This is a genomic window from Streptomyces sp. NPDC057474 (genome assembly GCF_042802555.1).
In the GTDB taxonomy this organism is placed as follows: Bacteria; Actinomycetota; Actinomycetes; order Streptomycetales; family Streptomycetaceae; genus Streptomyces.
In genome coordinates this window covers 1-11,244 of the sequence record NZ_JBHVDX010000278.1, presented here as the reverse complement: position 1 = coordinate 11,244, position 11,244 = coordinate 1, and the positions used below count along the sequence as shown (strand labels likewise).

General features: G+C 69.9%; 12 protein-coding genes and 1 tRNA gene. 6 read left to right on the top strand and 7 right to left on the bottom strand.

The features are described 5' to 3' along the window. Positions 1–45: 45 nt before the first annotated feature. Positions 46–1,410, bottom strand: a complete 1,365-nt coding sequence (locus tag ACFU53_RS42510; protein WP_384005136.1) for an ABC transporter substrate-binding protein — start codon at positions 1,408–1,410, stop codon at positions 46–48. Positions 1,411–1,992: 582 nt separating this feature from the next. On the opposite strand from ACFU53_RS42510, the gene ACFU53_RS42505 reads away from it, so the two are divergent. Both ACFU53_RS42505 and ACFU53_RS42500 read left to right on the top strand, forming a co-directional pair. Beyond that, a complete protein-coding gene (locus tag ACFU53_RS42505) occupies positions 1,993–3,048 on the top strand; it encodes a LacI family DNA-binding transcriptional regulator (RefSeq protein WP_384005138.1) in 1,056 nt (351 codons plus the stop codon). A gap of 45 nt (positions 3,049–3,093) precedes the next feature. Beyond that, positions 3,094–3,351, top strand: a complete 258-nt coding sequence (locus tag ACFU53_RS42500) for a type II toxin-antitoxin system VapB family antitoxin (protein ID WP_384005135.1) — start codon at positions 3,094–3,096, stop codon at positions 3,349–3,351. Positions 3,352–3,366: 15 nt separating this feature from the next. Here the strand turns inward: ACFU53_RS42500 and ACFU53_RS42495 are convergent, their stop codons facing one another. Next, complete coding sequence (locus tag ACFU53_RS42495; RefSeq protein ID WP_384005134.1) at positions 3,367–3,639, bottom strand: GntR family transcriptional regulator; 273 nt, start codon at positions 3,637–3,639, stop codon at positions 3,367–3,369. A gap of 165 nt (positions 3,640–3,804) precedes the next feature. Between ACFU53_RS42495 and ACFU53_RS42490 the strand changes: the two genes are divergently transcribed. Together ACFU53_RS42490 and ACFU53_RS42485 are read left to right on the top strand one after the other, a co-directional pair. Next, positions 3,805–4,140: a hypothetical protein gene (locus ACFU53_RS42490; protein ID WP_384005133.1), complete on the top strand. Its 336-nt coding sequence runs from the start codon at positions 3,805–3,807 to the stop codon at positions 4,138–4,140. Between the two features lie 328 nt (positions 4,141–4,468). Then, complete coding sequence (locus ACFU53_RS42485; RefSeq protein WP_384005137.1) at positions 4,469–5,308, top strand: serine/threonine protein kinase; 840 nt, start codon at positions 4,469–4,471, stop codon at positions 5,306–5,308. Positions 5,309–5,547: 239 nt separating this feature from the next. On the opposite strand, the gene ACFU53_RS42480 is transcribed toward ACFU53_RS42485, so the two are convergent. The 5 genes from ACFU53_RS42480 to ACFU53_RS42460 all read right to left on the bottom strand — a co-directional run bounded on the left by ACFU53_RS42480 (position 5,548) and on the right by ACFU53_RS42460 (position 9,773). Beyond that, positions 5,548–6,390 (bottom strand): phosphotransferase family protein, encoded by an 843-nt coding sequence (locus tag ACFU53_RS42480; RefSeq protein WP_384005132.1) that lies wholly within the window; start codon positions 6,388–6,390, stop codon positions 5,548–5,550. A gap of 439 nt (positions 6,391–6,829) precedes the next feature. Continuing rightward, positions 6,830–6,902 (bottom strand) — tRNA-His (locus ACFU53_RS42475). A gap of 128 nt (positions 6,903–7,030) precedes the next feature. Next, on the bottom strand, positions 7,031–7,633 hold the full coding sequence (orn, locus tag ACFU53_RS42470; protein ID WP_384005131.1) for an oligoribonuclease: 603 nt from the start codon (positions 7,631–7,633) through the stop codon (positions 7,031–7,033). Positions 7,634–7,724: 91 nt separating this feature from the next. Continuing rightward, on the bottom strand, positions 7,725–8,951 hold the full coding sequence (locus ACFU53_RS42465; protein WP_384005130.1) for a helix-turn-helix domain-containing protein: 1,227 nt from the start codon (positions 8,949–8,951) through the stop codon (positions 7,725–7,727). Between the two features lie 378 nt (positions 8,952–9,329). Beyond that, entirely contained in the window at positions 9,330–9,773 is a 444-nt protein-coding gene (locus tag ACFU53_RS42460) for a hypothetical protein (RefSeq protein WP_384005129.1), read from the bottom strand. 484 nt (positions 9,774–10,257) lie between these two features. Between ACFU53_RS42460 and ACFU53_RS42455 the strand changes: the two genes are divergently transcribed. After that, positions 10,258–10,788 (top strand): universal stress protein, encoded by a 531-nt coding sequence (locus ACFU53_RS42455; protein WP_384005128.1) that lies wholly within the window; start codon positions 10,258–10,260, stop codon positions 10,786–10,788. 49 nt (positions 10,789–10,837) lie between these two features. Then, the gene (locus ACFU53_RS42450) at positions 10,838–11,197 is read left to right on the top strand and encodes a hypothetical protein (protein ID WP_384005127.1); all 360 of its coding nucleotides are present in this window, start codon (positions 10,838–10,840) and stop codon (positions 11,195–11,197) included. Positions 11,198–11,244: the final 47 nt, after the last annotated feature.

Genomic DNA, 11,244 nt, shown 5'->3' with positions numbered 1-11,244 from the left:
CCTTCGTGGGGGGCGCGGCGGTGTCGTGCCGTGTGGGCATACCGGTCACTTGTCCAGTGCGTTGTCGATAGTCTTGACGGCGTTCTTCCATGCCTCCGAGGCCGACTTGCCCTGGGTCACGAGGATCACGCCGTTGTCGGTCAGGCCCTGCTGGATGATCTGGTCCTTCGGGCCGATCGTCTGGACCGGGATGTTCTTGGCGGCCTCGGCGAAGATCGTCCCGATCGGCGCGTCACCGGTCATGTCGTTCTTCGCGTCCTTCACCGCGGCCGAGTCGTAGGCGGCCGGGGTGCTGGGGAAGCTGCCCTGTACGGCGAAGAGCTTGGCCTGCTGCTCGGGTGCGGTCAACCAGGCGGCCAGCTTCGCGGCCTCCTCGGCGTTCTTGCCGTTCTTGGGCACGGAGAGGAAGGAGCCGCCCCAGTTGCCGGACTTCGGCGCCTGGGCGATTTCCCACTTGCCGGCCGACTCGGGCTTCGACTTGCCCTTGATGTAGCCGAGCATCCACGGCGGGCAGGACATCGCGGCGAACTTGCTGTTGGCGATCGTCGTGTCCCAGGCCGGCTGGAACTGCGTCTGGTTGCCGATCAGCCCGTCCTCGGCGGCCTTCGCCGTGAGGTCGAACGCGTCCTTGACGGCCGGGTTCGTCTTGTAGATGACCTCGCCCGAGGCGTCGTAGAAACGGTCCTTCTCACTGCTGAGGATCGCCTGCAGCAGACCGCCGGGGGAGTCCAGGAAGGTGGTGCCCTTGGGCGCCTTCTTCTTGTACTGGTTGCCGGCGTCGACGAACTTGTCCCAGCTGCCGGTCCACAGCTTGCCGACTTCCGCGCGGTCGGTGGGCAGGCCGGCGGCCTCGAAGAGGTCCTTGCGGTAGCAGATGGCCATCGGGCCGACGTCGGTGCCGAGGGCGATGGTCTGGCCGCCGGAGGTGGTGCCCTGATTCCACTTCCAGGGCAGGTAGTCGCTCTCCTTGCCGTACTTCGACAGGTCGAGCAGCTTGTCCGACTGGGTCCCGACGATCTCGGCGATGTTGCCGACCTCGACCATCTGGATGTCCTGGAGGCCGCTGCCGGTGGTCAGGTGGTTGAGGAGCGCGGGGTAGTAGTTCTCGTTCCGCTCCACGACCGTCTGCTGGATGTCGATGTCCGGGTGGAGGTTCTCGTACTCCTTGTACAGACCGGACTCCTCGAAGCCCGCGGTGCCGAAGAGACCCAGGGTGATCTTGGTCTTGCCGCCGCCTCCGCTGTCCGACGACGAACCGTCCTCGTCCTTGCCGTCGTCGGCACAACCGGCCAGCAGCCCGGCGCCCAGCGCGACGACGGTCGCCACGACCACCGCCCTGTGCGTCCTGCGGGCGGTGCGGGTGCCCCCACCCGACCGGAGCCGGGAGTGCGGGAGGGTACGTGCTCGCATTGAGTCCTCCTGATGCCCTGACGTGCCGACCCCCCGGCCAACGGCGTTGTTGGGCCCGTTAGTTCATGCTGCGGCTCGGGCGGGGAACGTGCGGGATGTGTAAGTGCCAGGTACTGTGGGAGCGCTCCCACGAGTGATGTGTTGAAGAGTCGCCGGTTCGTGCGGGGGTGTCAAGGGAGCAAGCGCGGAGAGATGCCTTCGGTTATCGGGCTGTTAACTAACCAGGTGCCGACGGCCGGGCGTGCCCGAAATCGGTGGGGCGGGCCCTGTATGCGGCTGCGGAGGTCGGCGGGAACGGGGCCGGCCCAGCGGCGCCGACGAGCTGCGGCCCGCACGGGCCGACGGGTTCGCCGGTACCGGACCCCCAGGTTCCGGGGCGCCGGCACTGTTGGACTCGTGTAACCAGTCGTCCCGGACGGGACGCCGTCACGGAGGTCGGTCCGGTGTCGGTCCGGTGCGGGGCCGGTGCGGGGCCGGTATCACCGACGACGGCGAGACCCGGATGAGCACTTCCCGGACGTCGTACGAGGATCAGGACTGTTAGATTCCACGCCAGCGCGGTGTGAACGGGAGGCGACCATGGTGGCAGGCCACGGGGCACGGGGCCGGAGCGGTGGGCGGCCGACGTTGGAAGAGGTCGCCGCACGGGCCGGTGTGGGCCGGGGGACGGTGTCCCGGGTGATCAACGGCTCGCCCCGGGTCAGCGACGCGACCCGTGCGGCGGTCGAGGCGGCGGTCGCGGAGCTCGGCTACGTCCCGAACACGGCGGCCCGCGCGCTCGCGGCGAACCGCACCGATGCGGTCGCGATGGTCGTCCCCGAGCCGGAGACCCGCTTCTTCGCCGAGCCGTACTTCTCCGACATCCTCAAGGGTGTGGGCGCGCAGCTGTCCGACACGGAGATGCAGCTCCTGTTGATCTTCGCGGGCAACGACCGGGAGCGCCGCCGCCTGGCCCAGTACCTGGCCGCGCACCGCGTCGACGGCGTCCTCCTGGTCTCGGTACACGCGGACGACCCGCTCCCCGATCTGCTGTCACAACTGGAAATCCCGGCGGTCATCAGCGGCCCCCGCTCGGAGCACGAGACGCTCCCCTCGGTCGACTCCGACAACTACGGCGGCGGCCGCTCGGCGGTAGAACACCTGATCGAGCGAGGTCGCACCCGGATCGGCACCATCACCGGCCGCCTGGACGTCTACGGCGCCCAGCGGCGCGTCGTGGGCTACCGGGCCGCCCTGGAGGACGCCGGCCGCGAGGTCGACGAGCGCCTGATCGTCCCCGGCGACTTCACGGAGGAGGGCGGTCGAAGGGCGATGACGGAACTGCTGGCCCGCTGCTCCGACCTCGACGCGGTCTTCGCCGAGTCCGACGTCATGGCCGCCGGCGCCCGCCAGGTCCTCCGCGAGGCGGGCCGCCGCATACCCGACGACGTGGCCCTGGTCGGCTACGACGACTCGGCGATCGCCCGCCACATGGACCCACCCCTCACGAGCGTCCGCCAGCCCATCGAGGAAATGGGCCGAGCCATGATCGACCTCCTCCTCGACGAGATCGCGGACCGCCGCCCGGCGGTGTCGCGGGGGCTGGAGCGGCGACAGGTGGTGCTGCCTACGGAGCTGGTGGCGCGGGATTCTTCCTGAGGATCAGGTGCCCACCCGCCCACGGGCTGCCGGAGTGGTGCTCACATGGCTGACAGAGAGGTGGGCCGATTGGCCATCCACAGCATCGACCTCGACGACGACGCGCTTGCTGAAGCGATGCGTCTCATGGGTTCCACGACGAAGCAGGACACCGTGAACAGGGCCCTGCGGGAGTACGTGGCGCGAGCCAAGAGGCTGGAGGCTGCCGAGAGAATGGCGGCGCGTGGTGCTCGTGGTCAGTTCGACGCGGCGGCCGCGTCCCATGTCGACGCCAAGCGGGCGCGCCGGTCGGCCTTCGGCTGATCGTGACGATGTGGGTCAGTCGGCGGATGTGTTGTCGCCGGCTGCCTCTGTGGCCTCGCGTTCGATCACGAACGACCCCTTGCCGCGCACAGTGACGATCAGGCCGCGCTGACTCAGGAGCTGAAGTGCGGATCGGGCGGTCGGGCGCGAGACGCTGAACTCGTCGCAGATGGCCGCCTCGGACGGGACTCGGCGGCGGGGAGCGTACGTGCCGTCCGCGATGCGCGCGCCGAGGATGACGGCGATCTGTTCGTACAGCGGCTCAGGTCCTTCGAGATCGACCGTCATATGTCGACCCTATTTGACCTGCGACGATGCCTATCGATACCTGGAGTCATATGACATCACCTGACAACACCTTACAAGTGGCGTAATCTCTCGACATGGAAAGACCCCGGCGAGGTTGTGCGACCTCCCGGGGCATGGCCACCAGCTTCGAAGGAGCTGACGACAGTGAGCATTATCCACGCGTTCCTGCGATGGGCCCTGGGCGTACTCGCCCCCGGCACCGGCAGGCGCCGCCGGACCGCTACCCGGCCCCCTGCTCTGCGCCGCGAGATGCCCCGGCAGCGGCCCCGAACCCTGCCGCGAACGCTCCTGGCCCAGCGCTCCCCGTACGGCCTGCATGGCCCGCTCGACGGCGATGCCACCGTCATGGTCCGGCCGTATGTCGTCGAGTCCGAGCGGGAGCAGGACTGGCAGTCCCGGCGGAGGCTCGACCTGGTGCTCGCGGCGGACTTCGGTATCGATCTGGATGAGCATGTGATCGGTGCGAAGGCGGTGGCGTGATGGGCACCTGCGAACCTCCCCGCCGCCCCTACCCGCCGCCGGTGCGCCTCCGCGACACCGTTCGGGACGCTGGAAGTGGGCGGATCGGCAGGGTGATGGGGTTCGTCGGCCCGTACGTGCAACTGCGGCCGGTCGGTGGCGGCCGGGAATGGGACGCCCTGCTGGAAGGGCTCAGGCCGGTGACTCGGTCCGAGGCGCTGAGGGAAGGCGTCGCCCGGAGCAACGCACGGTCGAGAGGGGAGCAGTTGTAGCGGTGTCCCTGAACGCCGGGCACCTGTGGCAGCACGACCCGCCGCGGCTGGGACGTGCTGCTGGCAGCCTGGCCTTCATGGAGCACCTTGGTAGTGGGGAAAGCGCGGGCAATCACCCGCTGTTGGGCGTCGACCGGGTCGAAGAGCCCCTGGGGGCGTACCTGGCCCGGCTCGGCGACGTCTTCCGGGTGTTCGGGAAACAGGACTCGGGGTGCGTGGCCTACGGCGTGCGGCTGCCGGACCGCGGCGAGCGGTGGTTCGTGAAGACGGCGATCGCTGCCGTGGGCCGGCGGTCGCTGGAGCGGGCGTGGGGCTTCCACCGGGCCGTGCGGCACCCGGTGATCGTCCCGCAGGTGCATCGGATCGCCCTGCGGGACGGGACGGCCGTGGTCATGCCCTGGCGGGACGGCGAGGTGCTGTACGACCCCGCAGAGCGCGGCAGAGGAGACCGTACGAGCCCCGGCAGCCCGATGGCACGCTTCCGCTCCCTGCCCGTCGACCGGATCGAGGCGGCCTTCGCTGACGTCCTGGACGCCCATCTCGCTGTCGAGGCCGCCGGGTACGTCGCCGTGGATCTGTACGACGGGGCCCTGCTGTACGACTTCGCGGCGGGCGAGATGCGTCTGATCGACCTCGACGAGTACCGGCCCGGACCCTTCGTGCTGGACGCCGACCGGCTACCGGGGTCGACCCGGTTCATGGCGCCGGAGGAGTACGAGCGCGGCGCGACGATCGATGTCCGCACCACCGTCCACGTACTGGGCCGCACGGCCCGGCTGTTGCTGGACGCGGGGGACGAGGAACGCGCCTGGCGGGGCACGGCAGCCCAACTGGGCGTCCTGGAGCGGGCCACGCACCCCGATCCCGGTGAACGCTTCGCGGGGGTACGGGAGTTCGCGGACGCATGGCGTGGCTGAGGGCGGGCCGGGGCCCGTGAGGCCGGTACCGGCACAGCCATGCGGCGACGCCCTTGCTCCACACCGATCTCATGTGCTGCAGCCACCCGGTCGCCAACGACCGGGCGATCCAGGACACCGGCCATGGGCGTCGGGGCCACCGCACGCACTGCTGACTGGCAGGGCTCGTCCGCTGCTCCGTGTCGGAATGCCGCTCACGGCGCAGCGGATCAGAACCTGGCGGCCTCGCTGTCTCCGGTTCAGCCCAGGCCGCAGCGATCGAGTGCAGCACGGACCTGGTTGAGCCCCTCCACTCTCCAGTGGCCCCGGTCGGGCATCTGGTCGTCTCGGCGCCAGCGCCAGGCCGAGAACATCGCCCAGTTCAGGGCGCGGCACCGGCGAATCAGGCCGTGATCAGCCCCCGCGTAGTGCTGTGCCACTTCTTCGGGCGCATGGGCGAGGTCGAACTCGACCGGCCCACGGCAGCACGTGCCGAGGTCGACGAAAAGCGGCCCTCTCCTCGTGTTCAGGAGGTTGCCCGGATGAGGCTCGCCGTGCAACAGCTGGTCGCCGGCTCTGTCGATGCTGATCGCGGCGCTCAGTCCACCGAGTGTGTCGCTGAGGAGATCCCGGTCGGAATCGGGCAGTTCGGGGGACTGCTCCCGGTCGTTCACCTGTCTCAGTGCCACGGCGACGCGATCGGTGAAATGCGGTGCGCCCAGCTCGATCCGGCGCAGGGCGGCGTGGTGCCGCAGGAACGCGTCCGCGTAGTCGGCCGGAGCGATCTCTGATCGCACAGGTTCGTAGTAGGTCCAGAGCGAGATGGCGAAGGCGTCACGCACATGGACCCGGGGCTTCACCCGAGGGTCGAGCTCAGCCACCGGAGCGTCGACGTCGGCGAGACGGCGAGCGACCTCCACTTCGAACTCGGAATCAGCCAGATGCCCCGAAGGCGCGACCCGAGCCAGAACATCGCAAGGGGCCAGGCGCAGCGCGACGCGGTCCGAGTTGTGGATGACGATCACATCGTCGACCTGAAGACCCAGCTCTGAAGCGGTCGCCCGTCCTGCCTCAACTGCGCGGCGGAGTTCTGATGGCTCCATACCGTTCTCCCTCATTGTTTCGCAGAACGGGACCTGCGCAGCCCCTCCCCAAGATCTTCATCGATCTTCCAGGCGGTCGTGGAGTGGGACACGCGTCCTCGATCCCAGTGAACGCTACGCGGGGGTAGGGGAGTTCGCCGACGCCTGGCATGGCTGAGAGGTGGAGGGCTCCTGAGACAGGCCCCCGCCCAGCCGTGCCACGATGCGGCTCAGTACACCGATCCCAGGGGAAGCGGTTCGAGGTCGACGAGGTCTCCGGCGATGTGGCGCACGTCTCCTACGGCGTCGGCATGCCCAAGTTCGACCAGAAGCAGGAGCCGTGGGCCCGGGAGGCCGGCGTCTGGCGCTACGACGACTGCTGAGTCCCACCTCACCCGCAGGCACGGAGGGGACACGAACGAGCCCCGACCTGTTCCCAGATCGGGGCTCGTTTATTCAGGGTGAGTGACGGGACTCGAACCCGCGGCATCCTGGACCACAACCAGGTGCTCTACCAGCTGAGCTACACCCACCATGACCGGCGGTTCATCCGAAGGTTTCACCGACCGGCCGAGAAAAAGTGTACAGGGTCTGGAGGGGTGCCCGCGCACGCGTTTCGGTGGAGGGCGTTCGGGGGCCCGGACGGGCCCCGTGGACGGGGCTACAGCGCAGGCAGGACGTGCTTCGCGGCGATCGTGCGAGCCGTGTCCGAGTCGGGGCCGGGGTGCGGGACGAAGATCGCCTCGCGGTAGTAGCGCAGCTCGGCGATGGATTCGCGGATGTCGGCGAGGGCCCGGTGGTTGCCGCTCTTCTGGGGGCTGTTGAAGTACGCCCTCGGATACCAGCGGCGGGCCAGCTCCTTGATCGAGGAGACGTCCACGATCCGATAGTGGAGGTACTCCTCCAGCGTCGGCATGTCACGGAGGAGGAAGCCGCGGTCCGTGCCCACCGAGTTGCCGCACAGGGGGGCCTTGCGCGGTTCCTTCACGTGTTCGCGTACGTAGGCCAGGACCTGCGCCTCGGCGTCGGCGAGTGTAGTGCCGCCGGCCAGGGCGTCGAGCAGGCCGGACGCGGTGTGCATCTCGCGCACCACCTCCAGCATCGTCTCCAGCGTCGAGTCCGGCGGGCGGACGACGATGTCGACACCCTCTCCGAGTACGTTCAGCTCGGAGTCGGTGACGAGGGCGGCCACCTCGATGAGCGCGTCGTCGGACAGCGAGAGGCCGGTCATCTCGCAGTCGATCCACACCATGCGATCGTTCATGTGTCTCACCTTACGGCCCGTGACAGCCGTACGGCCCGGTCCTGCACCGGGGTGATCAGGTGCGGGACCGGGCCGTACGGTTCGGTCGGTGCTACGGCGCGCTGCGTTGGCCCGGCAGACGGCCCGTCGCGTACAGCTCGGGCTTGGCGCCCTCCGTGGAGAGGGACGCCGACGGCGCCAGGGCGCTCGCCGCGGCCGTGCGCCGGGCCTGGAGCGGCACCGGGGCGTGCTCGGGCGACACCGGGGACGGCCCTGGGACGCCGTGCGGGCCGTCGTGGCGGTCGCTGTGCTTCTCGCCCTGGGGGCGACGGGCCCGGTACGCCGCCCGGTACGCCGCCGGGGACGAGCCCAGCTGTCGCCGGAAGTGCCCGCGCAGCGCCACCGGCGAACGGAAGCCGCAACGCCCCGCGACCTCGTCCACCGAGTAGTCCGACGTCTCAAGGAGACGCTGCGCCTGCAGCACGCGCTGGGTGATCAGCCACTGCAGGGGAGCGCTCCCGGTGAGCGAGCGGAACCGGCGGTCGAACGTACGACGGCTCATGTACGCCCGTGCCGCGAGCGTCTCCACGTCGAACTGCTCGTGGAGGTGCTCCAGCGCCCAGGCGACGACCTCGGCGAGCGGGTCGGCGCCGATCTCCTCAGGTAAAGATCGATCGAGGTAGCGCTCCTGGCCACCCGATCGACGGGGTGGGACGACGAGACGACGGGCCAGCGCGCCGGCCGCCTCGTTCCCGTGGTCGGTCCGCACGATGTGCAGACATAGATCGATTCCGGCCGCGGTGCCGGCCGATGTCAGTACGTCCCCGTCGTCCACGAAGAGCTCTCGTGGGTCGACGTGGACGGACGGATAGCGCTTGGCCAGCGTCGGCGCGTACATCCAGTGTGTCGTCGCGGGCCTGCCGTCCAACAGACCGGCGGCGGCCAGCACGAAGGCGCCGGTGCACAGCCCGACGATGCGGGCACCCTCTTCGTGCGCTCGGCGCAGTGCGTCGAGCGCTTCCTCCGGCGGCGGTGAGGTGATCGAACGCCATGCGGGCACGACCACCGTGCCCGCCCGCGAGATCGCCTCAAGGCCGTTCGGTGCGGTGAGTTCCAGGCCCCCTGTGGTCCGCAGCGGGCCGTCCTCGCCCGCGCACACCAGCAGGCGGTAGCGCGGTACGCCGGCGTCCTGGCGGTCGATCCCGAACACCGACAGTGGTATGGAACTCTCGAAGATGGGGCCGCCGCTGAACAGCAGCACCGCGACGATCTCCTTGCGGCGTCGCCCGGACAGTTTCCGGGCCGCGGCTTCCGGCGCGGCGGTGGAGTCGTGGCTCATACTGCTAAGCCCCCCTCGGTGGTCGCGGCTCCTCGGTTGTGTCGCTCCTGCACGTTTCCCCTCGGTCCTGCACGAGTCCCCCGCCGTAAGACAGTCATGATCGAATCTACTGCGTCCCGTGGTGCCGGCGTGACCAGTTCGCCATCCGGCACATTGTCGACATGGCAACTTGGCGTGAAGCATTCGATCACGAAGCGTTGCACTCGTGGGCCGTGCGGGGAAGTGCGCCTCGTCCCAGTGGCCGGTCCACGTAGGGTGCGCGCGGCCCCTGGACCCCTTTCAGTGCAGGTCGAACGGGGGGTGGAGGGGTGTTCGGCCAAGGGATGTGCAGGTGGCCGAAGTTGGCTGAAAAGATACGGGGGTGTGCGCGGAAACCGGTCAGTCGACCGGCGTACTCGGACCGGAGTTCCGTCCGCCCCTGTGCGCCCCGGAAGCGGAGCGTCCGCGTCGGCTGCGCTGAGGGGTGCGATCTTCGGCCATCGAACGGGCGGGCGTCGCGCGGGCCGTTGTCGCGTGAGCGCCCGTCGTGCGGGCTCCCGCCGTGCGGGCGGCGCGGGCCGCTCCGCGTTCGGACTGGCGGATGAGGACGCGGCAGGCGCCGGTGACCGCGGCGAGACCCAGGGCCGCGCCCGCCGCGCCGGCGAGCGACGTGCCGTACCAGACGAGGACGACCGGGACGAGGACGCAGCTGAACGCCGCCCAGCGGACCACGTCCGTGGCGGTGTCGGTCGGGTGGGGCGCGGGTTGGGGAGTGCTTCGGGGTACCGGAGGGATCTCGTCGGCTGCGGGGGCGGACTGGGGCGCGGTGCGGTGCGCGGACACTGCGGGCTCCCTCCTGGCTCCCTCGGGTTCGGCTTACCGGGGTTCAACGCGTGTTCGAGCTGTCGGTCACTGGTTCCGTCGGATCGGGTTGCCGTCGGGGGAGGTTTCGCTCGCCCGCGCCGGCGGGGTGCCGCTGCACCCACCCTCCCCCACCCTCCCCCACTCTGGCTTCGCTCGAGCGGGAGGTGCTCCATCGCCCCTGCGGCACGACTGCCCGCAGCTACCACGGACACACACGTGCTCCCGCCGCGTCTGTATTCCTGTGTAAACCGGCTGTACGTGGCAGCAACCATTGCGTTACGGGGCGGTGCTCGTGCATGCTCCCTGGAACCCCGCGCAGCCGGTGCGGGATCTGGGCGGAGGAGGCGTGCGGTCGTACCCTTGGGGGTATGGGGTTGGGAAGATGATTCCCGGACACGGCTCCGCCGCACACTGACGTCCCATCCACGTCGTCCCACACGAGGATCCAAACGCCGAGACATCCATGGCCGGTCACGAATTCTTCGACTCCGCGGACCGCAAGCGGCGGCCCGTCGCCGATCACACGGCGGCCGAGCCCCTTGCGGCGGAAGAGGCACGCCCCTCCTGCGATCCCGCCTTCAAGCACGGCGTCGTCGTCGGCTTCGACGGTTCGACGTCCAGTGAGCGCGCCCTCGCGTACGCCATCGGCATGGCCCGCCGCTCCGGCTCGGGCCTGATCATCGTGCACGTCGCCAACCGGCTGCCCACCACCGTGTGGGCCGGCTGCGAGCCGCCCGTCTTCGTCGACGTTCCCGATCACCGGACCGAGGTCCTCGGGCTGGAACTCGCCTGCGCCGAATACCTCGCCGAAGTGCCCTGGATCCTCGTCGAGCGCGGTGGCGACATCTGCCACGAACTCGAAGAGGTGGGGCGGGAGTACGAGGCCGACGCGATCGTCGTCGGGTCCACGCACGGGCTCGTCGGCCGGCTCTTCGGGTCCGTCGCGGGGCGGCTCGCCAAGCGGGCGCAGCGGCCCGTGATCGTCATTCCCTGAACCGCTGTATCTCGCTGGGCTCCTGTAACTCCCTGTCCCCTCAGGTGGGATGAGCCCTGGGCCGAGCTGCGCCGACTGGGGCGGGACCGCCGGTCATCCGACGGGCGACCCTGCCTCCGCCAACGACTCCGGGCTCTTCATGCTGCTGTTCGGGCTCGTCGCGCTCAGCCTCGCGCCGGGGGTGCCGGTGATGCTCACGCGGGCGACGTACGGGTTGTTGTTCGTGGCCCTTCCACTGCTGGCCATCGCGGCGTTCGGGGACAGTGGTGGGCTTGCCAAGGGCGCCCGGTGGTTCGCGGCGGTCGGTGAGGTCGTGGCCTGGTACGCGGCGCCCGCCGCGCTCGCGCACTGGCCGACGGCCTTGCCCGGGCGGGCTGCCGGACGATGTGGTGTGACGGCCACCGGGTGAAGGCAGCCGGCGTTGGGGTGTTGGCGGCCCCGGCGCATGAACGGACC

Bases quoted from the DNA above. Each gene is read 5' to 3' on its own strand.
- ACFU53_RS42510 (WP_384005136.1), bottom strand. From the start codon at position 1,410: ATGCGAGCACGTACCCTCCCGCACTCCCGGCTCCGGTCGGGTGGGGGC.
- ACFU53_RS42500 (WP_384005135.1), top strand. From the start codon at position 3,094: ATGGCTGACAGAGAGGTGGGCCGATTGGCCATCCACAGCATCGACCTC.
- ACFU53_RS42495 (WP_384005134.1), bottom strand. From the start codon at position 3,639: ATGACGGTCGATCTCGAAGGACCTGAGCCGCTGTACGAACAGATCGCC.
- ACFU53_RS42485 (WP_384005137.1), top strand. From the start codon at position 4,469: ATGGAGCACCTTGGTAGTGGGGAAAGCGCGGGCAATCACCCGCTGTTG.
- ACFU53_RS42480 (WP_384005132.1), bottom strand. From the start codon at position 6,390: ATGGAGCCATCAGAACTCCGCCGCGCAGTTGAGGCAGGACGGGCGACC.
- orn (WP_384005131.1), bottom strand. From the start codon at position 7,633: ATGAACGATCGCATGGTGTGGATCGACTGCGAGATGACCGGCCTCTCG.
- ACFU53_RS42465 (WP_384005130.1), bottom strand. From the start codon at position 8,951: ATGAGCCACGACTCCACCGCCGCGCCGGAAGCCGCGGCCCGGAAACTG.
- ACFU53_RS42455 (WP_384005128.1), top strand. From the start codon at position 10,258: ATGGCCGGTCACGAATTCTTCGACTCCGCGGACCGCAAGCGGCGGCCC.
- ACFU53_RS42450 (WP_384005127.1), top strand. From the start codon at position 10,838: ATGAGCCCTGGGCCGAGCTGCGCCGACTGGGGCGGGACCGCCGGTCAT.